Below are 24,485 nucleotides of genomic sequence, written 5' to 3' on the forward strand. Positions count from 1 at the left end.
GCCCTGGGTTCAGACGCTGTCAGCCTGCCCTTTCAGCAGGTGTACCGCATTGATTTTCCAGCCGCTTTCCAGATTAACCATTTGGTAATCCAAGAGGTGCACGGCGCCGCTTTGATCGGTGATCATCACCCGCTGCCACAGGCTGCCGGCCACCTCGCGCAGATCCAGATAACGCACCTCAGCCGGGCGCCAGACCATCGGATAGCCCTGCTGCACCATCTCGCCAAACCGCTCTGGCGTGCCGAAAATCCGCCGGATATTCGGGGAGGCGTAGGTGAACGCGGTCTCTGCATCATTGTTCAGGAAGGCCGCAAACTGAGAGCCGATCACCGATGTGACCGGCTCTTTCTGAGCTATTGCCGGAAAGGACAGAAGAAAAACACTTACCCCCGCAAACAGAACACTGCGCATCTGTCCCTCCCGGTCCGTTCCCTTAAGTTAGACCAGAGTGACGCAGCGTCAAAACATTTTTTGCGATTTGGTAATTTTCTTGCGCAGGGGAAGGCCGCAGGCGCGCTGTGCGCCGCATCGCTGAAACGAAAAGGGCGCGGAAAACCGCGCCCTGTCTCATTGTCCCTGAATGCAGGTTCAGGCCAGTTCGCCCGCCAGCGCCTTTTCGATCAGGGCGATGGTGTCCTCGACGCCGTAAAGCGCGATGAAACCGCCGAAACGCGGGCCCTGGGACGCACCCAGCAGCACCTCGTAGATCGCCGAGAACCAGGCACGCAGCGGTTCAAACCCGTGGATCTTGCCGATGGCAAAGACCACCGATTGCAGGAATTCCTCATCCGCGAAGTTGGCCTCGGGCAGCGGGTCGTCGTTGCCTGCGATCTCGTTCTTCTTGGCAATCGCAGCCAGTGCTGCGTCCGGTGATTTCAGCGCATCCGCCAGATCGCTGAGTGCTGCGCGCTCCTGATCGGTGGGCAGGCGGAATTCCTTTGCGGGTTTCACAAAGTCATTGAAATAGGCGACCGCAAAGCCCGCCGCCTGATCCATGCCCGGATGGGTGTCGGGGGTGGCGTTGGGGGCGTATTTGTTGATGAAGCCCCACATGGTTGCCTTGTCCTCGGCGCTGGAGGCGGAGGCCAGGTTCAGCAGCATCGAGAACGGCACCACCATGTCCGACTGCGGAACGTCGCCGCCGTGGATGTGCCACACCGGGTTGTTCAGCTGCGCCTTCAGGTCCTGTGTGTGGTAGGCGCGCAGCTGCTGATGGTATTCGTCCACCGCCTTGGGGATCACGTCGAAGTGCATCCGCTTGGCGGTCTTGGGCTTCTGGTACATGAAATACGCCAGGCTCTCGGTCGAGGCATAGGTCAGCCATTCGTCGATCGAGATGCCGTTGCCGGAGGATTTGGAGATCTTCTGGCCGTTGGCATCGAGGAACAGCTCATAGGTGAAATGCTCCGGCGCGCGCTGGCCCAGCACCCGGCAGATGCCGTCGTAGATCGGCGTGTTGGTGGAATGGTCCTTGCCGTACATCTCGAAATCGACTTCCAGCGCGGCCCAGCGGGCGCCAAAGTCCGGCTTCCACTGCAGCTTCACGTTGCCGCCGGTCACCGGCAGGGTCCATTCCTTGCCGTCCTCATCGTCGAAGGTGATGGTATAGTTTTCCGCGTCCACCTTCTTCATCGGCACGTACAGAACGCGGCCGGTGTCCGGGTGGATCGGCAGGAAGATCGAATAGGTCTGGCGGCGCTCCTCGCGCAGGGACTTCAGCATGATCGCCATGATGTCGTCGTACTTCTCGACGGCGCGCTTCAGGATCTCGTCAAACTGGCCGGAGCCATAGAATTCGGTGGCCGAATAGAACTCATACTCGAACCCGAAGGTGTCGAGGAACCGGCGCAGCATGGCGTTGTTGTGGTGGCCAAAGCTCTCATGCGTGCCGAACGGGTCCGGCACCGAGGTGAGCGGCTTTTGCAGGTGCTCTGCCAGCGCCTCCTGGTTGGGGACGTTGCCCGGCACCTTGCGCATGCCATCGAGGTCATCGGAAAAGCAGATCAGCTTGGCCGGGATATCCGAGATGGTCTCAAACGCCTTCTTGATCATGGTGGTGCGGGCGACCTCGCCGAAGGTGCCGATATGCGGCAGGCCTGACGGGCCATAGCCGGTTTCGAACAGCACATAGCCCTTTTCCGGCGCGCCCTTGGCATAACGTTTGAGAACCCGGCGGGCTTCTTCAAACGGCCAGGCTTTGCTCTTCAGAGCTTCTTCGCGCACATCAGACATTTGTGTTCTCCATCGGCGGCAGTTCTGTCAGCTATCGGGGTGCCGCGTGATCATCCCGGATGCCCCATGCATCCGGCCCTTCCCTCTATTGTGCCTGTGCAGCATGAGTCAATAATGGCAGCCCTGCCGGCACGGGGATTTGCGGGCCGCAGCCGCGCAAAAATTGCCGCAGCGCGCGGTCTGCCGTTGAACCCGGCTGCGGGCATACCTATCCTGATTGCATCGCAATATTTCCAGACAAGGAATTCGTCCATGACAGAGCAAACCCCGCACCCGATGTCCCCGCAGGACTGCCTGGTGGCGCTGATGGTGGCGGTATCTGCCTCGGACGAGAACATCCGCACCGCCGAACTGGTCAAGATCCAGTCGGCAGTGAACATGCTGCCGGTGTTTGCCGACTATGACATCGACCGGGTGGCCCGCATTTCCCGCACCGTGTTCGACCTGTTTGAGCAGGAGGACGGGCTGGAGGCGCTGTTCGGCCTGATCCGCGGCGACCTGCCGGAGCGGCTGTTTGAAACGGCTTACGCGCTGTCCTGCGATGTGGCGGCAGCCGACGGGGTGCTGGGCGAGACCGAATTGGAGTTCCTGGCAGAGGTCCGCTACGAGCTGAACATCGACCGGCTGCACGCCGCCGCAATCGAGCGCGGCGCACGGGCGCGGCACATGGTCTGACGCCAGAAGTTGACGCAGCTTCCCTTGCTGCCCGCGCATGGCGGGGTTGCACAACGCAGACTTGCAGAAAATTTGACCAACTCCCATTTCGCGCTAGTTCGACGCGTGTTGGGAATCGGTTCATGGTCAGGTGGCAAAGAGACATAGGTGAAATCCGCAGGCTTCTGCTTGAGATTGAGGGCGGCAGAGAGGCGTTCTGCGCCCTGCCGCGCTCTTCTGCCGAAGCAATGATGCTGCCCGCGGAGGAGTGCCTGCCCGACGCCGAGGCCCGCAAGCTGTCCTATCACCTGAGCCTCTTGGAAAGCGCCGGGCTGGCGCAGTTCAGCCGGCTGTCGAACGGCAACTGGCATGTGCGCGGCCTGACCTGGAGCGGCCATGAACTGCTGGACAATATCCGCCGCGAGGACATCTGGACCGCGGTCCAGGCTCTCCACCGGCAGATGGGTGGCTTCAGCATGGAGATCCTCAGCGATCTGGCCAGGGACATGATGCGCCGTGAGGCCGGCGTGCTGGAAACTTCCGGCACCTGAGCAGTGCTTCCGGGGACCCGGCCGGCGCTCACCCCGCGCCGGCCGTACTTTTTTTCACCGGTACAGAGCAGAGTTCAGATAGCGCAGGCCGGTGTCGATCACCACGGTGACCACCCGTTTGCCCCGCCCCAGTTCGCGCGCCCGCTGCAGCGCCGCCCAGATATTGGCGCCGGAGGTAATACCGCCCAGCAAGCCTTCCTGCTGCGCCAGCATGCGGGCAGCGGCAAAGGCGTCCTCGTCCCGGACCGGCACCACGTCGTCGATCAGGTCGCGGCGCAGGATTTTCGGCAGGAAGGACAGCCCGATCCCCTCCAGCTGATGGGTGCCGCTGGTGTCGCCGCCCGACAGGTTGCGCACGTAGTACGGCTCGATGGCGATGATGCGGGTTGCCGGGTTCACCTCCTTCAGCACCTCGGCATTGCCGGAGATGCAGCCGCCGCCGCCGGTGGCCATGACAAACTCATCCACCGCCCCGTCCAGCTGCGACAGGATCTCCCGCGCCATACCGTGATAGCCGCGCTTGTTGTCCATGTTGTTGACCTGATCGGTCCAGAACACATCCGGCTCCGCCGCCAGTTCCCTGGCCCGCGCGATGGTGCGGTCGATCACGCTGGCGGTCAGGATGCCGCCCTCGGCGTGGATGATCTCCACCTCGGCGCCATAGGCGCGCATGGTCTGCAGCTTTTCCTCCGAGAACGCATTGGAAGAGACGAAATGCGCTTGGTAGCCGCGTGTGGCGCAGACCATCGCCAGCGAGCTGCCGGTGCTGCCGCCGGTGTATTCCACCACCCTGCCGCCGGGTTTCAGATCGCCGCGCCGCTCCGCCCCTTCGATCATCGACAGCGCCATCCGGTCCTTCATGCTCCCGGTTGGGTTGGCGCCCTCCCATTTCACCCAGACCTCGGCCATGTCCGGGGTGGTCAGATGCTTCAATTGAACAAGCGGCGTGTTTCCGATGGCGTTCATGCGGCGCGTCTCCCTTGCTGCGCGACTCACTTTCAAAATTAAAGTGACTATGCGCCAGTGGCTTTCATTTTTAAAGTCTCTTAGTGTGAGAGGGCTAATACCCTTAGGAGACGTGCCGTGACCAAGCCGCAGACCAAGTACCGCTCGCGCTGTTCGATTGCCCGCACGCTGGATGTGCTGGGGGACAAGTGGACGCTCTTGGTGGTGCGCGACCTGATGTGGCACGGCAAGCATACGTTTCAGGAGCTGCAGGCAAGCGAGGAGCATATCGCCGCCAACCTGCTGTCAGAGCGGCTGAAGCGGCTGATGGCGCTGGGGCTGGTGGCGCGGGAGGCCTATCAGGACCGGCCGGTGCGCTACCGCTATGCGCTGACGGAGGAGGGCCGTAGCTTGGAGGTGCTGCTGCTGCAGATCATGGGCTGGGGCCACGCGCATCTGGGCGGCGGATTGTATGACCCGCAAACCGGGCGGACAGTGGCGGAAGCGGATTAACCCCTGTGGGCCTCAATCAGCCTTTTTAGGCTCTGTTTTTGCTGCCCGTCAGCGTCGAAATTGCCAGGGTCGAGCCATTCAGCATAGGCCGCCTCCAGCCGCGGCCATTCGCTGTCCAGCACCGCATACCAGGCGGTGTCGCGGTTGCGGCCCTTGTAGACGACGGCCTGGCGGAACAGCCCCTCGTAAGTAAAGCCCAGCCGCTCCGCTGCCCGGCAGGAGGCAGCGTTCAGGGCGTCGCATTTCCATTCATAGCGGCGGTAGCCCAGGTCATTGAACACCCGCGCCATCATCAGGAACATCGCCTCCGTCGCGGCGGGGGTGCGCTGCAAGGCGGGTGCATAGGTGATGCCGCCAACTTCGATAACGCCGTGCTCCGGCTTGATCCGCATGTAGCTGGCAACACCTTCGGCCCGGCCGCTGGCGGTGTTGACGATGGCGAAATAGGGCTGCGCGTCGACGCCGCTGGCACCCTGGATCCAGGCGCGCAGTTCGGTTTCGGTGCCAAACGGCCCCCAGGGGATATAGGTCCAGATCGCGCCGCTGGGGTCCTGGCTGAAGGCGGCAAACAGATCCGCTGTGTGGCGCGCGGCGTCCAGCGGCTCCACCCGGCAATAGCGGCCTGCCATACCGTCGTGGCCGGGCAGGCGCGCGCCCTGCCAGTCCGGCAGAGGGGCACCGATGGGCTGTCCGTGGTCATTGATACGCTCGGTCATGGTCTGGTCCTTTGCACTCCGGGCAGGCAGATGCCACCCGCCGGTTTGCCCGCAAACTGGCCCAGCGCAAACGTCCAGAAAGTGAAAACTTTCCCAGACCAGTCAGGCCCTAACTGCCGTAAACCGCGCCCCAGCGTTCGATCAGCTGCTGCTGCAGCTGCTTGGCGCGGCGGTTCCAGCTGCGCCCGCCCTGGGGGCGTTCGCGCTGCGCCCGCGTCAGGCGGTTGCGGGTGTTCTGATCCGCGGTAAAGATGGCAAAGGCCAGCACGGTGCCGTCCGCCGCAGTCATGAAGCCGCCAAGACCGGAGACAAAGTTCAGGGTGCCGGTCTTGGCGGCAACCTTGATCGGGTGGCCCTTGATGGTGCGGCCCTTGGCGTCGCGCATCTGGAACGGTTTCAAAAGCGGCTTCAGCTGGCCCGCCTTGTAGGCGGCCACCAGCGCGCCGGTCAGATCCGCCGGTGTCATCCGCGAGTCCCCGCCAAGGCCGGAGTGATCCACCAGCCGGCTGCCGGACATGCCGTATTTGGCGGCGGCCCAGCGGCTCATCTCCGCCGCCGACGCCTTGAGCGAGGCCGGGCGGCCCGCGCGGGCGGCGGTGGCGGACATGCCGATCATCTCAGCCATCAGGTTGTTGGAGTATTTCAGCATCGCCTTCAGCAGCACATCCAGCGGCGGGCTGTGGTGCTGGGCCAGCAGGGTGGCAGACGGCAGCGCGCGGGTCTCCTTGGGCTTGGACAGCTTGATGCCATTGGCGCGTGCCATAGTGCGGAACACGTCCCCCGCATAAGCCGCCGGATTGCGCACCGGCAGCCAGCGGGACCCGCCCTTGCCCAGCGCCTTGGAGGCGACGGTCCAGTGATCCACCCCGCCCTTCTCCGCATAGGTATAGACCGGCACCGCGCGGGACTGGATCGCCATCCGGGCGGTAGCGACTTCGGGGCGGTATTTCTCGGTGCGGGCGTCCATGGTGATTGCCCAGCCGCCGCTGGCGGCGCGTTTCCATTCGAAATGCACCCGGTTGAAGTTCAGCGAGATACCGCTGACCGCAGGGGAATAGCCAACATGATCGGGCTGGTCCGGGTCGATGGTTTTGACCGACGGCAGCGCGCCGTCCCAGACCAGGAACTTGCCGCGCACCTCGCGCACACCGGCGGTCTTCAGCGATTTTGCCAGCAGCGCCAGATGGTCGGTGTTCAAGAGCGGGTCGCCGCCGCCGGCCAGGATCAGGTCGCCCTTGACCACGCCACCGGACACGCCGCCGGTGGCGAGGATGCGGGTCTCAAACCGGTGGTCCGCGCCCAGCACATCCAGCGCATAAAGCGCGGTCAGCGCCTTGGCGACGCTGGCGGGCGGCAGGGCCTGAGAGCCGCCAGAGGATTCCAGCAGCTTGCCGGTCTTCACATCCGCCACTGCACAAACAGCCTCGCCGCGCAGGCCCGCGCGTTCGATCAGCGCCTTGAGGCCATCGGCACCCGCGGCCAGAGAGCTCACCTTGCGGGCAACAGGCCGCAAGGAAACCGCCGGCGCATTGGCCAGCGCGGAGGAGCCCGCCAAAGCGGCAAGCCCGGAAAGGAGGAATGTCCGGCGTGAAGTCATCTTGTTCATTTTTAGGGTCAGGAGCGGCTCTACTTCAATCCCCGATCCGCAGCTTTGCGCCGCAAGGTCCGGGCTTTTTCACACGGGCAAGTCCTGCTACCGCTGGCAGCCATGTTTCAGGCAGTACTCCTCATGTTCGCGGCCATGTCAATGATCCCCGCAGGCGACCTGTGCGGGAAACTGCTGACCGGCGCCGGGCTGGCGACGCCCGCCTTTGTCGCCTGGTCCCGCTTTGCCATCGGCACCGCGCTGATCCTGCCCTTTGTGCCGCGCCGGGCGTTCTCCCTGCTGGGCGACTGGCGGCTGTGGCTGCGGGCCGGGCTGCTGACCGGCGGTATCTTCTCCATCCAGCTGGCGCTGCAGACAGAGCCGCTGGCCAATGTCTTTGCCGCCTTCTTCATCGGGCCGGTGGTCAGCTATGTGCTGTCAGTGCTGCTGTTGCGCGAGCAGGCAACCGGCCTGCGCAGCCTGCTGATGGCGCTGGGGTTCCTGGGCGTGCTGATGGTGGTGCGGCCGGGGTTCGGCGGCTCCGCCAACTTGCTCTGGGCGGTGCTGGCGGGCTGTTTCTACGGCGGCTTCCTGACCAGCTCGCGCTGGCTGGCGCATGTCGGCACACCGCTGGAGCTGAGCCTGACGCAGCTGTTGCTGTCGGCCCTGCTGATGCTGCCGCTGGGCCTCGCCAGCCTGCCGGAGTTCACCCCGTCCACCGCCGCGCTGACGGTGGGGAGTGCGGCGTTCTCGATGCTGGGCAACCTCCTGCTGCTGTTTGCCTATGGCCGGGTGCAGGCGGTGAAGCTGGCGCCGATGGTCTATTTCCAGCTGGCCGCCGCGGTTGGCCTTGGCTGGGCGGTGTTCAGCCAGCTGCCGGACGCCTGGACCTGGGCAGGGCTGACGGTGGTGCTGTCGGCCGGGCTGGCCTCAGCCGCCCTCCGTCGCTGACCAGCCGCCGCGGGCGCGGATTTCGGTCGAGCTGGCCTCCACCATCGGCAGGTTCACGAAACACCAGGCCGGGCTGTCGGCCTGCGCCAGCAGGCGGCTTTCGCTGCCTTTCAGCATCGCGTGGCGGTAGATCCGCGCGGCGGGTGAAAACCGGGCTGAGATCCGGTCGCCGGGCCGCGCCAGCACCCCCACCGGCACCGTGTCGAGGATCTGCTGCCAGTCTTTCCAGCGGTGGAAATGGGTCAGGTTGTCGGCCCCCATCAGCCAGACAAAGCGCACGCCGGGATGGCGGCGGCGCAGGTGGCGCAGGGTTTGGGCGGTGTAGCGGGTGCCAAGGTCCGCCTCGATGCCGCTGATATGGATGCGGGGATGCTGCACCAGCGCCTCTGCCGCGGCGATCCGGCGCTGCAGGGGCGCAGGCTGGCGGGTCTTCAGCGGGTTGCCGGGCGACACCAGCCAGAACAGGTGGTCGAGCCCGAAGCGTTTCAGTGCCGCATGGGAAATCGCCGCATGGCCGCGGTGCGGCGGATCAAAGGACCCTCCGAGCAGCCCGACGCTCTGGCCTGGGCGGATATGCGGCAGCTTGCAAACCATGAAGGCCTTGATGCGCATAGTTTTTGGGAGAGATCAATTGCCGCCTGCGGGCGGCAGTGCAGAACAGCGGAAGTACGGCAGCACCTGTCCGCCCTGCAGATGGTGCAGCCGCCATGAGACGGGGCAGCTGCACCGCGAAACGCCAAGGGGCCAGAGCCGCCAGCCCCTGCCGGTGTTCCGCAAACCGGTGTTCCGGCGGGGCCGCGTCAGTGGGTATGCGCGGCGGGCGCGGTCAGATGCAGACCCGGTGCCGGATGCGCCAGGTCATGCGGGTCCTGGCCTGCCGCCGGGATTTCGCTCCAGCTGTTTTCTCCGCTGGCGCATTCCTGCACGGTGGGGAAGAACAGCATCGCCTCCGGCTCCAGCGAGCCGTCCAGCTTGGCGCGGAAGGTGAACTCATCGTAGAAGTCATCCTGCAGCTCGCCGGTCCAGATGATTTCCTTGACGCCGGAGGTGAGCGTCTTGCCGTAGTAGTCGTAACTGTTTGCGTAATCGCCGGTCACAGTCTCCAGCGTCCAGCCCGCCTTGGGCATCGGCTTCACCGAAATCACACCCTCTGGGATGGTTATCCGCAACTTCAGGGTGGCCTCGCCGCTGCAGCCGTGGCCAATCCGCATCACGCCCTTGTAAAAGCTGCCGGTTGCGGCCTCCTGCTGTTCCAGGGTGGCATGGGCCTGGGCCGCGGTTCCAAAGGCAGCCGCCAGCAGCGCCGCCGAAGCGATGTTCATGAGTGTCATCAGTCAGTTCCGTTTGTTCACATGTCAGATGTGCCGGGGGTCCCGGCGGTGGCTGTCATGTGAAGGCAGGCGGCGCCCGGGCCTGGTAGATGGACACAACGCCCAGTGCCGCGATCCAGCCGCCGCGCGCGGCAGTTGCCGTGCGGCGGTATAGGCAGGAATGCACAGGTGCCTTGGCCTGGGGCAGCACCGCCCCCGCCGCCAGGGTGCAATTCGGGCAGCCTTGGCGGTCTTCGCCGCCGCCAAAGCTGCAGATATCCGAGGCGGCAAAACCAAAGGCCGCAACCCCCGGATCCGCCGCAACCGGCCGCGCCGCATGCACCCCCGCCAGCAGCGCAAAACAGAGCGCCGCCGCCAGCGCCAGCCCCGTCCTGTATCTGTGCCACTGCGTCATGGGGACCTGCCCTTCGGGTGCCTTGTTCCTGGCCCCTGTCTAGGGCACGGGCGCGGGACATTTGTTGCGCTTGATCAATGTGCTGGAGAGATATTCAGCACCACCAGCCCGCAACAAACGATGGCATCTCACCCCATCAAAAAAGTGCCTGCTCGCTTGTTGACCTCGCCTTCAGGTGTTGCTGTAACACGGAATATACCGCCTCGCTTTTTTATTGGAGACCTCCATTGCTCAAACTTCGAAACATTGCCGCGTCCATTGTTTTCAGCACTCTCTTTACCGGTTCCGCCATGGCAGGTGTGAACGAAGATCTGGAGTTTATTGTCACTGAAACGGTGACGGCTGAACTGTTCGAAGCTGCCTTGCAATCCCAAAGGCAACTCATTCTGAGTGCCATGAACAACGACCTTCAAGAAAAAGGAATCCGGGTCAGCGATCTGGATTCCTTCATGGACATTATCATGGAAGAGTTTGTTGCGAGCTTCACAGAAGAAATGCAGAAGCGCACCAAGGATATCTATCTGGACCTTTTCACTAAGAGCGAAATTCAAGGCATCGCAGCCTTTTACCAAACAGCGCCAGGACAGGCTCTCATCCAAAAAACGCCCGCGCTGATGACCCGCGGAGCCGACATGGGCCGGGAGGTCGGCAGATCCTCTGTCTCCAAGCTGATGCCGCGTGTTACGCGCCGGATGGAAGAAGAAGGCATCATCATCGACAGCCCCTCCGTCACCGACAAGCTTCTGAACGCTTTTAACTAGAAGACCTGACGCTGGGCAGCTTTGCGTAGCCAGCGAGCCATTGCCGGCCCGCGCCACCAGCCCGGCGCGGGCCCAAACGGCACGCCCCGGTGCACAGGGGGTGCACAGGGGGTGCACGCTTGGCACCCCCTCGCGCAGGCCTGCTTCCCGCATTGCCCCGCCGCCGCCCATCCGCTATCACTCCCGCCAGCGAATTTCCCCCTTAACGGAGCGAGCACATGGCCTCCTACCAGTACGTCTACCACATGCAGGGTGTCTCCAAGACCTACCCGGGTGGCAAGAAATGCTTTGAAAACATCCACCTCTCCTTCCTGCCCGGCGTGAAGATCGGTGTGGTCGGCGTCAACGGCGCCGGTAAGTCCACGCTGATGAAGATCATGGCCGGCCTCGACAAGGATTTCACCGGCGAGGCCTGGGCCGCGGAAGGCGCCAAGGTCGGCTACCTGCCGCAGGAGCCGCAGCTGGATGAGAGCCTGAGCGTGCGCGAAAACGTCATGCTGGGCGTGCAGGCCAAGAAGGACATCCTGGACCGCTACAACGAGCTGGCGATGAACTACTCGGACGAGACCGCCGAGGAGATGGCCAAGCTGCAGGATGAGATCGACGCTCAGAACCTGTGGGACCTGGACAGCCAGGTCGACGTATCCATGGAGGCGCTCCGCTGCCCGCCGGATGACGCCAAGATCGCCGACCTGTCGGGCGGTGAACGCCGCCGCGTGGCGCTGTGCAAGCTGCTCTTGGAAGCGCCTGACATGCTGCTCCTCGACGAACCGACCAACCACCTGGACGCCGAGACCATCGCCTGGCTGCAGCAGCACCTCATTGACTACAAGGGCACCATCCTCTGCGTCACCCACGACCGTTACTTCCTGGATGACATCACCGGCTGGATCCTGGAACTCGACCGCGGCCGCGGCATTCCCTACGAGGGCAACTATTCCGCCTGGCTGGAGCAGAAGGCCAAGCGCCTGGAGCAGGAAGCCCGCGAGGACAAGGCCAAGCAGAAGACGCTGGAGCGCGAGCTGGAATGGATGCGCCAGGGCCAGAAAGCCCGCCAGGCGAAATCCAAGGCCCGTATTGCTGCCTATAACGAGATGGCGTCGCAGTCCGAGCGCGAGAAAGTCGGCCGTGCCCAGATCGTCATTCCGAACGGCCCGCGCCTCGGCTCCAAGGTGATCGAGGTCAATGGCCTCGCCAAGCACTACGGCGACAAGCAGCTGATCGAAGGCCTCGACTTCTCGCTGCCGCCGGGTGGCATCGTCGGCGTGATCGGCCCCAACGGCGCCGGTAAGTCGACCCTGTTCAAGATGCTGACCGGCCAGGAGCAGCCCGATGTGGGCTCGGTGGAATACGGCGACACCGTGAAACTCAGCTATGTCGACCAGTCGCGCGATGACCTGAACGACAACGACACCGTGTGGGAGGCGATCTCCGGCGGTGCCGAGATCATCGAGCTGGGCGACGCGCAGGTAAACTCCCGCGCCTATTGCTCCTCCTTCAACTTCAAGGGCGGCGACCAGCAGAAAAAACTGTCGCTGCTGTCGGGCGGTGAGCGCAACCGCGTGCACATGGCGCGGCTTCTGAAAGAGGGCGGCAACGTGCTGCTGCTCGACGAACCGACCAACGACCTGGACGTGGAAACCCTGCGGGCGCTGGAAGACGCGCTGGTCGATTTCGCCGGCTGCGCCGTGGTGATCTCGCACGACCGTTTCTTCCTCGACCGGATCTGCACGCATATCCTGGCGTTCGAGGGCGACGCCCATGTGGAGTGGTTCGAGGGCAACTTCGAGGACTACGAGGAGGACAAGAAGCGCCGCCTGGGTCCCGACGCACTGGAGCCCAAGCGGTTGAAGCACAAGAAGTTTGTGCGGTGAACTGGCTGAAGCGGCTTATGGCAGGAAGTCAATTGATCCTGCCAAAGCCAACAATCCGGGAGACAGATTTTCTGTCTCCCGAAACCGATCCCGACCTGAAGATCGAAGATTACTACATCCGACTGCTCGGTGAGTTTGCCTCAGAAGAGATCTGGGCTGCGCTGGAAGCGCTCAAAGTGGATACGCTGAGGCAACTGGTTTCTGAGGGTCTGTTGACCGAAGGTCAGATGACTTTCTTCTGCTTGGAGTACTTCCGCGCCCAAATCCTTAACGGAGGTTTCCTGCAATTCATGGGAAATGCGGGCTTCATGTCAGCTGACGTTGCATCTTGCCTAAGAAAGCTCAGCCAAACAAAACTAGCCGACGATGTGGAACGCGTCGCTAATGATTTGACCCCTATTCTAAGGCACTTGGATGAGGTTCCAGGTGACGCTCGGAATAGCGCTTTCCGTTCAGCCTTGAGACGCGCCAACGCCCAAATGAAAGAAGCAATGGAGCGTTCCCCAGCAGGGCAACGTCTGGAGGCAGAAGCCGTTGTGCCAAGTCTTGTACTCGAAATGGTGGAGTACATTGAAAGCCACCCAGAAGAATTCTGCAAAGCCGTTTGAAAAGCTGCTGCTCGAACTCTTCACCAAACCTTTTAACAAGCGCCCAGCCTGGTTACGAGCAGAATTGGGCAACACAAGGCCCGCGTCTGACCTTGGGAGGGCGCGGATGCGCCTTCCCGGGGGGAAGGTCAGGCGCGGGCCGTGCCGCTGTGCGACACGTCCCAAGAAAGCAATACATCCGTCGGCCCACCGTTTCGCCTTTTCCCCGCTCTGCGCTACCCTCACCTCAGGCGCCCGGCGCGCCCTGTATTGGTTGAAGCGTTGAGAAGGATCTCCCATGCCCCTGAAACCGGAAGACGTGAAGGCGCAGGTCGAGGCGCTGGGTGGCAAGAAGGCCAAGCGCAAGAAGCTGAAGACGGAACCGGAAGGCACCTCTGGCAAGAAACTGCCCGGCGATGTGCGCAAAGCTCTGGAGGCGCATTTCTCCAAGGCGAAGCTTGCCAAGGTGCAGGTGCACGTGGGCGGCAACGCCAAGGATGTCTGCAAGGAGCTGAAGGCCAAGGCCTTCACCTATGGCAACGACATTTACTTCATGAAGCCGGGCGACGCCAAGAACCCGCAACTGCTGGTGCATGAGCTGGCGCATGTGCTGGAGCAGGGCAAGGGCCGGATGCCCAAGGCCAAGGACGGGGTGGCGCTGACCTCGAAATGACGCGCGGGCCGGTTATTTGCGCAGGAATGCTGCTGCCGCCGCAATCTTAACCTTTTTACAACACAGTTGGCCGGATGATAGGGAGAGAAGCAGCGGGGCGCTCGGGTCCGCGCTGCGCGGTTTGGTTGGAGACGTCATGGCCTGGGCAGGTGTCATTCTGGGTATGGTTGCGGGCCTGTGTGCCGCGGTTGCGGGTTATGCCGCTGCCGGGCTGCCGCTGTGGGTCTGCATTGTGATCTATCCGGCAGCGGGCTCTGCAACTGCGCTACTGGCAACCGCCCTGATGTACTGGCGCAGCCAAGCGGGCGGGCCTGGCGGCAGGCTGCCCCCATCCGGCCATCTGGCCGCCGCCTGAGGCAGGCGGCAGGGCGCCGGACTGAGGTTCGGATAACACCACCTTTGACATAGCCGGTTCCGCAGGAATCGCGTGCAAGTGTCATGTGCGCAGTTGCCTGATGGCAGGCTGCGCCCTAGTTTGCTGTTGGATGGGGATTATTGGGGGGAAGGGCTGCATGGCCTGGATCAGCGCGTTATTCGGCGCAGTGGGCGGCCTGGTGCTGGCCGTTGCTGCCAGCATGATCGGTGGCTGGCCGCTTTGGCTGGTGCTGCTTCTGTATCCCGTTGCGGCTGTGGTCCTGATGCTGGGAATGCTTGCGTTCCAGCTGTGGCGCAGCGGCAGCGGGGAGCACAGCGCCGGCGCCAGGAGGGGCAGCGGCCCCAAGGCTGGCTGCAGCCCGGGGCTGGACCCGTTCTGAACCTGATCTTTCCGCTGCAGCAAACCTGCCCCCGCAAGGCCCGCGGTATCAGCCGCGCAGCCAGCTGATGATCTGGCCTGACCGCAGCGCGCCGGCCTGGCGTTTCTTTTCCTTGCCGCGCTCAAAGGCAATCAGCGCCGGGATGCCGCGGATGCGGTAGCGGGCGCCGGTGGACTGGTGGTCCTGAGTGTTGAGCTTGACCAGCCGGGCGCGGCCAGCCAGGGCCTTGGCGGCCTTGGCATATTCCGGCGCCATCATCCGGCAGGGGCCGCACCAGGGCGCCCAGAAATCCGCCACCAGCAGCACGTCGTCGTTCTGCACCGCCTTTTGCAGCGTGGCCGGATCCACGTCCAAGGGCTTGGACGGCATCAGCGCCGCGCCGCAGCTGCCGCATTTCGGGCCGCTGCCGAGTTTCTCCTCCGGCACCCGGTTCAACTGGGCGCAGGCGAGGCAGGTGAGGGTCTTGGCGCCCATGACGGCTCCTTTGGCTGTTTGCCCCGGTATAGCCGCGGCACCCGCGCGTGCAACAGCCTGCATCCGGTGCAACAGTTTGCATAACATCCGCCAAAACCCGTTGACCGCCTGCCGCCGCCGCCGGAAGATGAAGGGAGATACAGTTGACGTTCGGAGGTTTGGCCATGTTTTCACGCCGGAAAATTCTGACCACGGGCACCGCAGCCGCAACGGCGGCACTGCTGCCGCTGCCCGCGCTGGCCCGCAAGAAGGAGCCCGCGCCCTTTGATCCCACACCGCAGGAGGTGCGCATCCGCAAGGATTTTGCCCCCGGCCAGATCCTGGTGCTGCCGCGCTCCTACTACCTCTATTTCGTGACCGACAAGCGCAAGGCGATGCGGTATGGCGTCGGCGTCGGCAAGGCGGGGCTGGAGTTCACCGGCAAGGCGGTGATCGAGCGCAAGAAGGAGTGGCCGACCTGGCGCCCCACCGACGAGATGATCGAGCGCGACCCGCGGGCCTATGCCAAGTTCATCGACAATGAGTACATCCAGCCGGGCGGGCCGGACAATCCGCTGGGGGCGCGGGCGCTGTATCTGTTCCAGAACGGCATCGACACCTATTTCCGCATTCATGGGACCAACCAGCCGCAGACCATTGGCCATTCGGTGTCAAACGGCTGCATCCGGATGATGAACGAGCATGTGGTGGATCTGTACGCGCGGGTGCCGCTGGGCACGGTGGTGACTGTGCTATAGGCGCACAACTGACGGTTCATTAGGCGCTCTGCCGCCGGAATCGGCCCCGGAACCCCGCGTCACCGCGCATTTTTCTTGCGCTGAGGGGGATTCGTACCCAATTCTGTCACAGCAATGTTACGCGAATGCCATCACTGTTCCTTACCCGGCACGGTCATGATCATCTGCAAACCTTGCCGGACTGCCGCATAAGCGGGCAGAGAACTGAGACGACTTAGGAGAAGACGACGATGGCCACTGGCACCGTCAAATGGTTCAACACCACCAAAGGCTACGGCTTTATTGCACCCGAAGATGGCGGCAAGGACATTTTTGTCCATATTTCCGCAGTTGAGCGTTCCGGCCTGACCGGGCTCGCAGACAATCAGAAAGTGACCTATGAGCTGCGCGCAGGCCGCGACGGCCGCGAATCCGCAGTGGATATCGCGCTGGTCTCCTGATCCTCTGATCTGCACCGAGAGTTTCAAACAGCCCTGATGGCCGGGGCTGTTTTCAATGGCCTATGGCAGCTACCAGCTGCAGGGCAGCCGGGCCGATAGCGGCCGCATTCAACGCAACGCCGCGGGCGTTGGGGTGTATGCCGTCGTCCTGCATGAAGCCTTGTGCAGCGGCGGGATCATTGCCCGCTTCAGCGGCGATGCCGGCAAAGGCATCCGGGTGCAGTACCGCGCCGTACTCTGCCGCGAGCTCCGGATAGATCGCATCGAAATCCTGCTTGTACTCCGGGCCGTAGTTGCGCGGCGCCTTCATGCCGATCAGCAGGACCGCGATCCCCTTGTCCTGCGCAGTTTGCAGGATGCGCGTCAGGTTGCCGCGCGCCTCCTGCGGGTCCAGCCCGCGCAGCATGTCGTTGCCGCCCAGAAGCACGATCAGCCCGTCGGGGTTGTCTGACAGGGTCCACTCCGCACGCTCTGCCCCGCCGGCGGTGGTGTCGCCGGAAACGCCTGCGTTTTGCAGCGTGACCTCGGCGCCGTTGCCGTTCAGCCAGCGCTCCAATTGCGGCACCAGCCCCTGGCCCTGCGGCAGCCCGTAGCCCTGCACCAGGCTGTCGCCGAGCGCGGTGATCCGCAGCGGCTCTGCCCAGGCAGCACCGGTAAAAAGCAGCAAACTCAGCAGTGCCAATGTCTTGCGCATCGCGGCAAATACTCCATATCGGTTAGGTGCATCCAACAGGCAGACCCGATGACCGATCAAAACAGCCCCGTTCTGCATCTTTTAGATGCGAGTTTGACCCTGAATAGCAATACCGGCCCGGTAGAGATTTTGCACGGCATCTCGCTGGACGTGCGGCAGGGGGAGACGCTGGGGCTGGTGGGGCCGTCGGGTTCGGGCAAGTCTTCGCTGCTGATGCTGATGGGCGGGCTGGAGCAGGCGACCGGCGGAACTGTAAATGCCCTGGGCCAGGACCTGACCGCGATGGACGAGGACGCGCTGGCCCGGTTCCGGCGCAACAACATGGGCGTTGTGTTCCAGAGCTTTCACCTGATCCCGACCATGACGGCGCTGGAAAACGTGGCGACGCCTTTGGAGCTGGCAGGCGTCAAGGATGCCTTCCCCCGCGCGCAGGCCGAATTGGAAGCCGTGGGCCTTGGCCATCGGGCAGGCCACTTCCCGGCGCAGATGTCGGGCGGCGAGCAGCAGCGGGTGGCGCTGGCGCGCGCCTTGGCACCGCGGCCTGCGATCCTGCTGGCGGATGAACCGACCGGAAATCTGGATGAGGCCAATGGCGCCGCGGTGATGGACCTCTTGTTCGGTTTGCGCGACCGCTATGGCGCGACACTGGTGATGGTCACCCACGCGCCGGAGCTGGCATCACGTTGCGACCGGGTGGTGCGGCTGCGCGACGGACGGGTGGATGACGCCGCGGCGCGCGAGGCTGCAGAATGAATGCTGCGGCGTTCCGCCTCGCCTGGCGTTTTGCCCTGCGGGAGCTGCGCGGCGGCCTGAAAGGGTTTCGCATCTTCCTGGCTTGCCTGGCGCTGGGGGTCGGGGTGATTGCCGCCATCGGCTCCATCCGTGCCTCCATTGAAACCGGGCTGGAGCGCGAGGGCGCAACCATCCTGGGCGGCGATGCCGAACTGAATTTCACCTACCGGTTTGCCACTGAAGAAGAGCGCGCCTGGCTGGACCGGACCGCGCGGCGCCATTCCGAAATTGCCGAGTTCCGTTCCATGGCGACAGTGGGAGAGGAGCGCGGGCTGACCCAGGTGAAGGCGGTGGATGGGTTGTATCCCCTGAAAGGCGAGATGCAGCTGGCGCCTGAGATGCCGCTGGAAGAGGCGCTGGCGGGCGCGGACGGGTTGCCCGGCGGGGTAATGGACCGGGTGCTGGCCGACCGTTTGGGGCTGCAGCCGGGGGATACTTTCCGGCTTGGAACACAGGATTTCCGGCTGATGGCGATGATCGCGCTGGAGCCGGATGCCGCGGCCTCAGGCTTTGAACTTGGGCCGCGCACGATGGTGCGGACAGCAGACCTGGGTGACTCCGGCCTGCTGGAACCCGGCACCATTTTTGACACCAAGTACCGGATGGAGCTGCCCGCGGGCAGCAACCTGAACGCCCTGCAGGCCGAAGCCGAGGGACTGTTTGAAAGCACCGGCATGCGCTGGCGCGATGCACGGAACGGCGCGCCGGGGATCACCGCCTTTGTCGAGCGGCTGGGCGGATTCCTGGTGCTGGTCGGCCTGTCCGGCCTGGCAGTGGGCGGGGTTGGCGTGTCCGCTGCCGTGCGCGCCTACCTGGCGACCAAGACCGCAACCATCGCAACCCTGCGCACGCTGGGGGCGGAGCGGCAGACAATTTTTCTGACCTACTTCCTGCAGATCGGCGCGCTGACATTGGTGGGCGTGGGCATCGGCCTGGTACTGGGCGGGCTTGGCCCGGTCCTGCTGGGGCCGCTGATCGCGGCGCAGCTGCCGTTCCCGGCGGTGTTTTCGCTCTACCCGTCCGCGCTGGCGGAGGCTGCGATTTACGGAGTGCTGACCGCCTTTATCTTTGCCCTATGGCCACTGGCGCGGGCGGAACGCATCCGTGCGGCCTCGCTGTTCCGGGATGCCTTTGCCAGCCGCACACGGCTGCCTGCGCCGCGCTACCTGCTGGCAACCGGGGTGGCGCTGGCGGCGCTGGTGGGGCTGGCGGCGTGGTTCAGCGGCTCGGCGCAGCTGACGCTGTGGACCGCAGGCGGGCTGATGGGGGCGCTGATGGTGCTGCTGGTTGCAGCGCTAGGGATCGGGTTTATGGCCCGCCGCGGCACCGGGGCGTCGCGCGGGCGCCCTGCCCTGCGGTGGGCGCTCTCGTCCATTGGCAGCGCGCGAGATGGTGCCGTGCCTGCGGTTCTGGCGCTGGGTCTGGGCCTGACGGTGCTGGCTGCCATCGGCCAGATCGACGGCAACATGCGCCGCGCCATTGCGGGCAACCTGCCGGACGTGGCGCCGAGCTATTTCTTTGTCGATATCCAGCGCAGCCAGATGCCCGCGTTCCTGGAGCGGGTGGAGAACGATCCCTCCGTCACCCGGGTGGAAAACGCGCCGATGCTGCGCGGGGTGCTGACCCGGATCAACGGGCAGCCCGCGACGGAGGTTGCGGGCGATCACTGGGTGGTGCGCGGCGACCGCGGCATCACCTATGCCGCCGCCCAGCCGGAGGCGACTGAGGTTACTGCCGGCGCGTGGTGGCCGGAGGATTACTCCGGTGAGCCGCAGATCAGCTTTGCCGCCGAGGAGGCGGAGGAACTGGGCCTCAAGCTGGGGGACACGCTGACGCTGAACATCCTGGGCCGCGACATCACCGGCACAATCACCAGTTTCCGCAACGTGGATTTCTCTACCGCGGGGATGGGGTTTGTGATGGTCCTGAACGAGGCTGCTCTGGCCGGTGCGCCGCACAGTTTCATCGCCACCGTCTATGCAGAGGAGCAGGCCGAGGCTGCGATCCTGCGCGATCTGGCGCGGGAGATGCCGAATATCACCGCAATCCGGATGCGCGATGCCATCGACCGGGTGTCAGACATCCTGCGGCAGCTGGCGGCGGCCACCGCCTATGGCGCGGCGGCGACGCTGCTGACCGGGTTCCTGGTGCTGCTGGGCACCGCGGCTGCGGGGGAGCCTGCGCGGCGCTATGAGGCAGCGCTGCTGAAAACCCTGGGCGCGCCGCGCAAGCAGATCCTGGCAAGCTTTGCGCTGCGCTCTGCCCTGCTGGGCGCGGCGGCGGGGCTGGTTGCCTTGGCGGCGGGTATTGCCGGAGCCTGGGCCATCAACGCCTATGTGTTCGAGACCAGCTATGCGGTGATCTGGCCCAATGCGCTGATGGTGATTTCCGGCGGGGTTCTGACAACGCTGCTGGCCGGGCTTGCCTTTGCGCTGCGGCCGCTTGCGGCCAAGCCGGCCCGCATCCTGCGCGCCCGCGAGTAAGAAGCAGAACTGCGGCGGCCTGCCTTAGCGGGCGCCGCAGGACACCGGCTGCAGGATCCGCATCAGGTCGTGGTTGTCGCAAACCAGAGATTCCAGCGAGATATCGTCCAGCGAGGTGTAGAAAGCCTGGGCTGCATCCGCCAGCGCCACCTTGAGGCGGCAGGCCGAGGCCAGCGGGCAGGTGTTGTCCGCATCTGCAAAGCATTCCACCATCGGCAGGTTGCCTTCCACATCGCGGAACACATCGCCGATTCGGATCTCTGCGGCGTTCTTACCCAGGTTCATACCGCCGTTGCGGCCGCGCTGGGTGGCAAGATAGCCCAGCTGGCTCAGCTGGTTGATCACCTGCGCCAGGTGGTTTTCCGAGATATTACAGCACTCTGCAATCTCGGCCTTGGTCACCAGGCGGTCTTCATGCGCGGCGCAGTACATCAGCAGCCGCACGGCAATGTTGGTCCTTTTGGTAATGCGCATGGGGTGCTCCCGAAGCTAGATTGCATAGCTTATTGCACAAGCCGCCAAAAAGCGGTTTGACATACATCAATAAGCGGAAATGCGGCGGAAGGGTGCACAGATGACGGCTCCTTACTTCTTTGGCTACGGCAGCCTGGTGAATACGGCGACACACAGCTACGGCGGTGCCCAGCCTGCCCGCCTGAAGGGCTGGCGGCGGGCCTGGGTTCACACCTCCCTGCGCGAGGTGGCGTTTCTGTCGGCGGTGCCCTGCGAGAACAGTGAAATCGACGGGTTGATTGCCGAGGTGCCGGGTGCCGACTGGGCGGCGCTGGACGAACGGGAGTTTGCCTATGAGCGGCTGCCGGCCTCGGACCGCGTGCAGCACGGGCTGGCGGGCGCGCCGGATATCTCTGTCTATGCGGTCGCTGCCGACAAGCAGAACGGCGTCAGCGAGCAGCACCCGATCCTGCTGAGCTATCTGGATGTGGTGCTGCAGGGCTACCTGCGGGTATTTGGTGATGACGGCCTGAAGGGCTTCGTGGACACCACCGACGGCTGGGATGCGCCAATTCTGGATGACCGTGCAGCACCGCGGTATCCGCGCCATCAGAGCATCGCCGCAGCGGAGCGCAAAATCTTTGACGATCTGATCGACAGCACCGGCGCCCGCCGCATAGTCTGGAAGGCATGATCGAAAAGCTATTATTGCACCTGGGCCGGATTGCGCGGCAGCTCTGGTTCAGGGTTGTTCTTATTTCCATAATCTCCGTGCTGGCGCTGCTGCTGGCGCCGCTGGCGAAACCCTGGCTGCCGGACAACCTGAGCGGAGATTTCGGGCGCGAGGCAGTGCTGCCGGTTCTGACGATCCTGGCGTCTGGCATGCTGGCGGTCACCACGTTCTCGCTGAACGTCATGGTCAGCGCGTATCGCACAGCCGCGTCAATGGCGACGCCGCGGGTCTACCGGCTGCTGCTGGAGGACACTGTCACCCACCGGGTGCTGGCGACCTTTGTCAGCGGCTTCATCTATTCGCTGAGCGCGGTGATCCTGTTCCGGGCCGGCTATTTCACCCCGGAAGGCGCGCTGGTGGTGTTTGGCCTGACCGTCATCGTGGTGGTGCTGATCGTCGGCGCCATCCTGCGCTGGATCGACCATTTGTCGAGCCTGGGCAGCATGGACCACACTCTGCGGCTGATCGAGAGCCGCACCCGCGCCAGCCTGAAGGCGCGGATGGACAAGCCCTGCCTCGGCGGCCTGTGCGCGCGGGAAGAGGCCAAGCCCGAGGACGCCGTTGATATCCCCGCTGCTAAAAGCGGCTTTGTCCGCTATGCGGGACTGTCGCGGCTGAATGAGCTGGCAGAGGAGGCCGGCACCCAGATCACCTTGGCGCGGGCGCCAGGGGAATACATCCTGCGCGGCCAGCCGGTGGCCTGGGCCACGGCGGGGGACAATGATTTCTGCAAGGCGGCCTCTGCGGCGATCGACATCGGTGATGTGCGCAGTTTCGACCAGGACCCGTCCTTTGGCCTCACGCTGCTGGCGGAGACCGCGCAGCGGGCGCTGTCGCCCGGTGTCAACGACCCCGGCACCGCGGTGGAGGTGATGGGGCGGCTGGAGCGGCTGCTGTGGGAGAATATGCCGGCGGATGAGACCAGCGGGACACGCGAAGCGACCTATCCGAATGTGAGCATCCCGCCGGTCACAGCCAAGCATCTGCTGCACTGCGCCTTTCCGCCGATTGCCCGCTGCGGCAGCGACTCGCCTTCGGTGATGCGCTGGATGGAGAAGTCGCTGGATGCGCTAGGCGGCCATCCGAACCCGGACATGGCCAAGGCGGCCAGGGAGATGTGCCGGGAGGTAACGGACGGCCGCTGGGGCTGAACCGCCCGCACCCAGCCCTTCTGGACAGAAAAAGGCGGCGCCATCAGGCACCGCCCTTGTTACACCAGTATGTCTCAGGTGTCAGCCGCGGGCGCGCACGGTTTCCATCAGCGCCAGCAGGGCGGACATGTCGGGACCGCGCTCCATGCCGGTGACGGCTTTGCGCAGCGGCATGAACAGGCCCTTGCCCTTGCGGCCAGTCGCTTCCTTCACCGCGGCGGTCCACTTGCCCCAGCTTTCGCTGTCGTAGGGGCCTTCGGGCAGCAGCGCCATCGCCTCAGCGATGAACTCTTTGTCTTCATCCGCCACCAGCGGCTCGGCACCGTCGCGGCACAGCTCCCACCAGCCCGCAAGATCCTGGAGCGTGGTGATGTTTTCCTTGGCCATATCCCAGAAGGCGGCCTGTTTCTCCGCCGGGACGCCCAGCGCGTCCACGTGGCTTTGCACGGCTTCCAGCGGCAGCGACTGCAGGTGGCGGGCGGTCAGCGGATAGAGATCCTCGACATCGAACTTGGTCGGCGCGGCACCAAAGCGGTTGATGTCGAAGCCGTCGATCAGCTCTGCCAGTTCCGAGCGCAGTTCAACCGGGTCGGAGGAACCCAGGCGCGCCATCAGGCTGAGGAGCGCCATCGGCTGCACGCCGGCCTCGCGCAGGTCGCGCAGCGCCAGGGTGCCCAGACGCTTGGACAGCGCCTCGCCCTGCGGGCCGGTCAGCAGCGAGTGGTGGGCGAAGGAGGGGACAGAACCGCCCAGCGCCTCGATGATCTGGATCTGGGTGGCGGTGTTGGTGACGTGGTCGGAGCCGCGCACCACATGGGTCACGCCCATCTCGGTGTCATCCACCACGGAGGCCAAGGTGTAGAGGAACTGGCCGTCGCCGCGGATCAGCACCGGGTCGGAGACCGAGGCCGCGTCGATGGAGATGTCGCCCAGGATGCCGTCGGTCCACTCAATGCGCTGATGGTCCAGCTTGAAGCGCCAGACGCCGTCGCCGCGCTCAGCCCGCAGGGCAGCTTTCTCGTCGTCGGACAGGTTCAGCGCGGCGCGGTCATAGACCGGCGGCTTGCCCATGTTCAGCTGCTTCTTGCGCTTCAGGTCCAGTTCAGTCGGGGTCTCAAACGCCTCGTAGAAGCGGCCGATCTCCCGCAGCTTGTCGGCGGCCGCCACATAGCGGTCAAGGCGCTCGGACTGGCGTTCGACCTTGTCCCAGGTCAGGCCCAGCCATTCCAGGTCCTGCTTGATTGCATCGACGTATTCTTCCTTGGACCGCTCCGGGTCGGTGTCGTCGATGCGCAGAATGAAAGTGCCGCCGGCCTTGCGGGCGATCAGATAGTTCATCAGCGCGGTGCGCAGGTTGCCGACGTGGATATAGCCGGTCGGCGACGGGGCAAAACGGGTGGTGGTCATCACGAGTCTCCTGTTGCCCTGCCCCTTGTCACATGGGCCGCGGTTTGTCCAGTTTCGCGAGGGTTAACGCGCCTTTGGCGCGGGCCTGCGGTGCGAGTATTTTTGGAAAGATGAAGCGAGGTTATTCAGGCTGAACAGGCCAGATTGCATTGAGGTCTTTGAGGCCCGCGCGGATCAGCTCGCCCAGCACGTCCAGATCAATGTCGGCGAGCTTGTTCACATAGAGGCAGCTTTTGCCGAGGCGGTGCTTGCCCAATCGGGCCAGGATGGCACTGTAGTCCTGGTAGCCCGGCATGATGTAGATCGAATGGCGCGCCCGGCGCGGGGCAAATCCGGTGGCCAGGAACTCGCCTTCGCGGCCCGTTGCGTAGCGGTAGTGGTATCTGCCGTAACCGACGATAGACGGTCCCCACATCTGCGGCTGATAGCCTGTCGCCTTGCGGAACAGACGGTCCAGTTCCTGCGCCTCGACCGATTTTCGCTCCGGCTCCACCGCTTGCAGAAACTCTATGACGCTTGCGCCCGTCAGGGCTGTCTTGTTCCGGCTCATCCGCCAGCCCTCCTGCTGAGATGATAGCACAACGGGAGCAGTCTGGAAG

The 24,485-nt window shown here is 64.2% G+C and carries 29 protein-coding genes; 16 read left to right on the forward strand and 13 right to left on the reverse strand.

Annotation, left to right across the window (positions count from 1 at the left end):
• Positions 1-9: 9 nt before the first annotated feature.
• A complete protein-coding gene (locus RA24_RS12805; protein WP_039191989.1) occupies positions 10-411 on the reverse strand; it encodes a DUF4864 domain-containing protein in 402 nt (133 codons plus the stop codon).
• Positions 412-588: 177 nt separating this feature from the next.
• Positions 589-2,232 (reverse strand): lysine--tRNA ligase, encoded by a 1,644-nt coding sequence (locus RA24_RS12810; RefSeq protein ID WP_039191992.1) that lies wholly within the window; start codon positions 2,230-2,232, stop codon positions 589-591.
• A gap of 252 nt (positions 2,233-2,484) precedes the next feature.
• Here RA24_RS12810 and RA24_RS12815 point away from each other — a divergent pair, with 252 nt between their 5' ends.
• The gene (locus RA24_RS12815; RefSeq protein WP_029204852.1) at positions 2,485-2,907 is read left to right on the forward strand and encodes a tellurite resistance TerB family protein; all 423 of its coding nucleotides are present in this window, start codon (positions 2,485-2,487) and stop codon (positions 2,905-2,907) included.
• Positions 2,908-3,029: 122 nt separating this feature from the next.
• On the forward strand, positions 3,030-3,437 hold the full coding sequence (locus tag RA24_RS12820) for a DUF2513 domain-containing protein (protein WP_082020155.1): 408 nt from the start codon (positions 3,030-3,032) through the stop codon (positions 3,435-3,437).
• A 54-nt stretch (positions 3,438-3,491) separates the two neighbouring features.
• On the opposite strand, the gene RA24_RS12825 is transcribed toward RA24_RS12820, so the two are convergent.
• Positions 3,492-4,403 carry a PLP-dependent cysteine synthase family protein gene (locus tag RA24_RS12825; protein WP_039191996.1) on the reverse strand — a complete coding sequence of 304 codons (912 nt, stop codon included), beginning with the start codon at positions 4,401-4,403 and terminating at the stop codon, positions 3,492-3,494.
• 117 nt (positions 4,404-4,520) lie between these two features.
• Here RA24_RS12825 and RA24_RS12830 point away from each other — a divergent pair, with 117 nt between their 5' ends.
• Positions 4,521-4,895, forward strand: coding sequence for a winged helix-turn-helix transcriptional regulator (locus RA24_RS12830; protein ID WP_039191999.1), 375 nt, complete (start codon positions 4,521-4,523; stop codon positions 4,893-4,895).
• Here the strand turns inward: RA24_RS12830 and RA24_RS12835 are convergent.
• Together RA24_RS12835 and dacB are read right to left on the reverse strand one after the other, a co-directional pair.
• Positions 4,892-5,611: a GNAT family N-acetyltransferase gene (locus tag RA24_RS12835; RefSeq protein WP_039192002.1), complete on the reverse strand. Its 720-nt coding sequence runs from the start codon at positions 5,609-5,611 to the stop codon at positions 4,892-4,894. The genes RA24_RS12830 and RA24_RS12835 overlap by 4 nt on opposite strands.
• Before the next feature lie 109 nt (positions 5,612-5,720).
• A complete protein-coding gene (dacB, locus tag RA24_RS12840; RefSeq protein WP_082020369.1) occupies positions 5,721-7,208 on the reverse strand; it encodes a D-alanyl-D-alanine carboxypeptidase/D-alanyl-D-alanine endopeptidase in 1,488 nt (495 codons plus the stop codon).
• Between the two features lie 132 nt (positions 7,209-7,340).
• Between dacB and RA24_RS12845 the strand changes: the two genes are divergently transcribed.
• Positions 7,341-8,147 carry a DMT family transporter gene (locus RA24_RS12845; protein WP_241477385.1) on the forward strand — a complete coding sequence of 269 codons (807 nt, stop codon included), beginning with the start codon at positions 7,341-7,343 and terminating at the stop codon, positions 8,145-8,147.
• Here RA24_RS12845 and RA24_RS12850 read toward each other — a convergent pair.
• From RA24_RS12850 to RA24_RS12860, 3 genes are all read right to left on the reverse strand, one after another.
• The gene (locus tag RA24_RS12850) at positions 8,127-8,759 is read right to left on the reverse strand and encodes a nicotinate-nucleotide adenylyltransferase (RefSeq protein WP_019296702.1); all 633 of its coding nucleotides are present in this window, start codon (positions 8,757-8,759) and stop codon (positions 8,127-8,129) included. The two genes, RA24_RS12845 and RA24_RS12850, sit on opposite strands and share 21 nt — an antisense overlap.
• A gap of 188 nt (positions 8,760-8,947) precedes the next feature.
• Complete coding sequence (locus RA24_RS12855) at positions 8,948-9,478, reverse strand: YcnI family copper-binding membrane protein (RefSeq protein WP_039192008.1); 531 nt, start codon at positions 9,476-9,478, stop codon at positions 8,948-8,950.
• Positions 9,479-9,533: 55 nt separating this feature from the next.
• Complete coding sequence (locus RA24_RS12860) at positions 9,534-9,872, reverse strand: hypothetical protein (protein WP_039192010.1); 339 nt, start codon at positions 9,870-9,872, stop codon at positions 9,534-9,536.
• Between the two features lie 227 nt (positions 9,873-10,099).
• On the opposite strand from RA24_RS12860, the gene RA24_RS12865 reads away from it, so the two are divergent.
• From RA24_RS12865 to RA24_RS12890, 6 genes are all read left to right on the forward strand, one after another.
• Positions 10,100-10,633 (forward strand): DUF2059 domain-containing protein, encoded by a 534-nt coding sequence (locus RA24_RS12865; RefSeq protein WP_162183421.1) that lies wholly within the window; start codon positions 10,100-10,102, stop codon positions 10,631-10,633.
• Positions 10,634-10,851: 218 nt separating this feature from the next.
• The gene (ettA, locus tag RA24_RS12870; protein WP_019296706.1) at positions 10,852-12,507 is read left to right on the forward strand and encodes an energy-dependent translational throttle protein EttA; all 1,656 of its coding nucleotides are present in this window, start codon (positions 10,852-10,854) and stop codon (positions 12,505-12,507) included.
• Complete coding sequence (locus tag RA24_RS12875; protein WP_039147252.1) at positions 12,504-13,115, forward strand: DMP19 family protein; 612 nt, start codon at positions 12,504-12,506, stop codon at positions 13,113-13,115. Before ettA ends, RA24_RS12875 begins: the two co-directional genes overlap by 4 nt.
• A 277-nt stretch (positions 13,116-13,392) precedes the next feature.
• On the forward strand, positions 13,393-13,767 hold the full coding sequence (locus RA24_RS12880; protein ID WP_039192014.1) for an eCIS core domain-containing protein: 375 nt from the start codon (positions 13,393-13,395) through the stop codon (positions 13,765-13,767).
• A 136-nt stretch (positions 13,768-13,903) separates the two neighbouring features.
• Positions 13,904-14,122, forward strand: coding sequence for a hypothetical protein (locus RA24_RS12885; protein WP_039192017.1), 219 nt, complete (start codon positions 13,904-13,906; stop codon positions 14,120-14,122).
• Between the two features lie 157 nt (positions 14,123-14,279).
• Entirely contained in the window at positions 14,280-14,522 is a 243-nt protein-coding gene (locus tag RA24_RS12890) for a hypothetical protein (protein ID WP_039192019.1), read from the forward strand.
• Between the two features lie 48 nt (positions 14,523-14,570).
• On the opposite strand, the gene RA24_RS12895 is transcribed toward RA24_RS12890, so the two are convergent.
• A complete protein-coding gene (locus tag RA24_RS12895; RefSeq protein ID WP_019296710.1) occupies positions 14,571-14,996 on the reverse strand; it encodes a thioredoxin domain-containing protein in 426 nt (141 codons plus the stop codon).
• Between the two features lie 164 nt (positions 14,997-15,160).
• Between RA24_RS12895 and RA24_RS12900 the strand changes: the two genes are divergently transcribed.
• Together RA24_RS12900 and RA24_RS12905 are read left to right on the forward strand one after the other, a co-directional pair.
• The gene (locus RA24_RS12900; RefSeq protein WP_039171632.1) at positions 15,161-15,733 is read left to right on the forward strand and encodes a L,D-transpeptidase; all 573 of its coding nucleotides are present in this window, start codon (positions 15,161-15,163) and stop codon (positions 15,731-15,733) included.
• Positions 15,734-15,963: 230 nt separating this feature from the next.
• Complete coding sequence (locus RA24_RS12905) at positions 15,964-16,173, forward strand: cold-shock protein (RefSeq protein ID WP_008557431.1); 210 nt, start codon at positions 15,964-15,966, stop codon at positions 16,171-16,173.
• Between the two features lie 52 nt (positions 16,174-16,225).
• On the opposite strand, the gene RA24_RS12910 is transcribed toward RA24_RS12905, so the two are convergent.
• A complete protein-coding gene (locus RA24_RS12910; RefSeq protein WP_039192021.1) occupies positions 16,226-16,867 on the reverse strand; it encodes an arylesterase in 642 nt (213 codons plus the stop codon).
• A 48-nt stretch (positions 16,868-16,915) separates the two neighbouring features.
• Between RA24_RS12910 and RA24_RS12915 the strand changes: the two genes are divergently transcribed.
• Together RA24_RS12915 and RA24_RS12920 are read left to right on the forward strand one after the other, a co-directional pair.
• A complete protein-coding gene (locus RA24_RS12915) occupies positions 16,916-17,620 on the forward strand; it encodes an ABC transporter ATP-binding protein (RefSeq protein ID WP_039192024.1) in 705 nt (234 codons plus the stop codon).
• Positions 17,617-20,142, forward strand: a complete 2,526-nt coding sequence (locus RA24_RS12920) for an ABC transporter permease (protein ID WP_039192027.1) — start codon at positions 17,617-17,619, stop codon at positions 20,140-20,142. Before RA24_RS12915 ends, RA24_RS12920 begins: the two co-directional genes overlap by 4 nt.
• A 24-nt stretch (positions 20,143-20,166) precedes the next feature.
• Here the strand turns inward: RA24_RS12920 and RA24_RS12925 are convergent, their stop codons facing one another.
• Positions 20,167-20,616, reverse strand: coding sequence for an RrF2 family transcriptional regulator (locus RA24_RS12925; RefSeq protein WP_019297740.1), 450 nt, complete (start codon positions 20,614-20,616; stop codon positions 20,167-20,169).
• Positions 20,617-20,716: 100 nt separating this feature from the next.
• Between RA24_RS12925 and RA24_RS12930 the strand changes: the two genes are divergently transcribed.
• Entirely contained in the window at positions 20,717-21,289 is a 573-nt protein-coding gene (locus tag RA24_RS12930) for a gamma-glutamylcyclotransferase family protein (RefSeq protein WP_039192029.1), read from the forward strand.
• Positions 21,286-22,479, forward strand: coding sequence for a DUF2254 domain-containing protein (locus tag RA24_RS12935; protein WP_039192032.1), 1,194 nt, complete (start codon positions 21,286-21,288; stop codon positions 22,477-22,479). The genes RA24_RS12930 and RA24_RS12935 overlap by 4 nt, the downstream gene beginning before the upstream one ends.
• Positions 22,480-22,560: 81 nt before the next feature.
• Here the strand turns inward: RA24_RS12935 and gltX are convergent, their stop codons facing one another.
• On the reverse strand, positions 22,561-23,886 hold the full coding sequence (gene gltX, locus RA24_RS12940; protein WP_039192035.1) for a glutamate--tRNA ligase: 1,326 nt from the start codon (positions 23,884-23,886) through the stop codon (positions 22,561-22,563).
• Positions 23,887-24,007: 121 nt separating this feature from the next.
• On the reverse strand, positions 24,008-24,436 hold the full coding sequence (locus tag RA24_RS12945; protein WP_039192038.1) for a DUF1801 domain-containing protein: 429 nt from the start codon (positions 24,434-24,436) through the stop codon (positions 24,008-24,010).
• Positions 24,437-24,485 lie beyond the last annotated feature (49 nt).

Origin of the sequence: Leisingera sp. ANG-M6 (genome assembly GCF_000813905.1) — a bacterium.
GTDB lineage: Bacteria > Pseudomonadota > Alphaproteobacteria > Rhodobacterales > Rhodobacteraceae > Leisingera.

Excerpts from the sequence above, each read along its gene's own strand:
- RA24_RS12805 (WP_039191989.1), bottom strand. The coding sequence starts at position 411 with ATGCGCAGTGTTCTGTTTGCGGGGGTAAGTGTTTTTCTTCTGTCCTTT.
- RA24_RS12810 (WP_039191992.1), bottom strand. The coding sequence starts at position 2,232 with ATGTCTGATGTGCGCGAAGAAGCTCTGAAGAGCAAAGCCTGGCCGTTT.
- RA24_RS12815 (WP_029204852.1), top strand. The coding sequence starts at position 2,485 with ATGACAGAGCAAACCCCGCACCCGATGTCCCCGCAGGACTGCCTGGTG.
- RA24_RS12820 (WP_082020155.1), top strand. The coding sequence starts at position 3,030 with ATGGTCAGGTGGCAAAGAGACATAGGTGAAATCCGCAGGCTTCTGCTT.
- RA24_RS12825 (WP_039191996.1), bottom strand. The coding sequence starts at position 4,403 with ATGAACGCCATCGGAAACACGCCGCTTGTTCAATTGAAGCATCTGACC.
- RA24_RS12835 (WP_039192002.1), bottom strand. The coding sequence starts at position 5,611 with ATGACCGAGCGTATCAATGACCACGGACAGCCCATCGGTGCCCCTCTG.
- dacB (WP_082020369.1), bottom strand. The coding sequence starts at position 7,208 with ATGACTTCACGCCGGACATTCCTCCTTTCCGGGCTTGCCGCTTTGGCG.
- RA24_RS12845 (WP_241477385.1), top strand. The coding sequence starts at position 7,341 with ATGTTCGCGGCCATGTCAATGATCCCCGCAGGCGACCTGTGCGGGAAA.
- RA24_RS12850 (WP_019296702.1), bottom strand. The coding sequence starts at position 8,759 with ATGCGCATCAAGGCCTTCATGGTTTGCAAGCTGCCGCATATCCGCCCA.
- RA24_RS12855 (WP_039192008.1), bottom strand. The coding sequence starts at position 9,478 with ATGACACTCATGAACATCGCTTCGGCGGCGCTGCTGGCGGCTGCCTTT.
- RA24_RS12860 (WP_039192010.1), bottom strand. The coding sequence starts at position 9,872 with ATGACGCAGTGGCACAGATACAGGACGGGGCTGGCGCTGGCGGCGGCG.
- ettA (WP_019296706.1), top strand. The coding sequence starts at position 10,852 with ATGGCCTCCTACCAGTACGTCTACCACATGCAGGGTGTCTCCAAGACC.
- RA24_RS12880 (WP_039192014.1), top strand. The coding sequence starts at position 13,393 with ATGCCCCTGAAACCGGAAGACGTGAAGGCGCAGGTCGAGGCGCTGGGT.
- RA24_RS12885 (WP_039192017.1), top strand. The coding sequence starts at position 13,904 with ATGGCCTGGGCAGGTGTCATTCTGGGTATGGTTGCGGGCCTGTGTGCC.
- RA24_RS12890 (WP_039192019.1), top strand. The coding sequence starts at position 14,280 with ATGGCCTGGATCAGCGCGTTATTCGGCGCAGTGGGCGGCCTGGTGCTG.
- RA24_RS12895 (WP_019296710.1), bottom strand. The coding sequence starts at position 14,996 with ATGGGCGCCAAGACCCTCACCTGCCTCGCCTGCGCCCAGTTGAACCGG.
- RA24_RS12900 (WP_039171632.1), top strand. The coding sequence starts at position 15,161 with ATGTTTTCACGCCGGAAAATTCTGACCACGGGCACCGCAGCCGCAACG.
- RA24_RS12905 (WP_008557431.1), top strand. The coding sequence starts at position 15,964 with ATGGCCACTGGCACCGTCAAATGGTTCAACACCACCAAAGGCTACGGC.
- RA24_RS12910 (WP_039192021.1), bottom strand. The coding sequence starts at position 16,867 with ATGCGCAAGACATTGGCACTGCTGAGTTTGCTGCTTTTTACCGGTGCT.
- RA24_RS12915 (WP_039192024.1), top strand. The coding sequence starts at position 16,916 with ATGACCGATCAAAACAGCCCCGTTCTGCATCTTTTAGATGCGAGTTTG.
- RA24_RS12920 (WP_039192027.1), top strand. The coding sequence starts at position 17,617 with ATGAATGCTGCGGCGTTCCGCCTCGCCTGGCGTTTTGCCCTGCGGGAG.
- RA24_RS12925 (WP_019297740.1), bottom strand. The coding sequence starts at position 20,616 with ATGCGCATTACCAAAAGGACCAACATTGCCGTGCGGCTGCTGATGTAC.
- RA24_RS12930 (WP_039192029.1), top strand. The coding sequence starts at position 20,717 with ATGACGGCTCCTTACTTCTTTGGCTACGGCAGCCTGGTGAATACGGCG.
- RA24_RS12935 (WP_039192032.1), top strand. The coding sequence starts at position 21,286 with ATGATCGAAAAGCTATTATTGCACCTGGGCCGGATTGCGCGGCAGCTC.
- gltX (WP_039192035.1), bottom strand. The coding sequence starts at position 23,886 with ATGACCACCACCCGTTTTGCCCCGTCGCCGACCGGCTATATCCACGTC.
- RA24_RS12945 (WP_039192038.1), bottom strand. The coding sequence starts at position 24,436 with ATGAGCCGGAACAAGACAGCCCTGACGGGCGCAAGCGTCATAGAGTTT.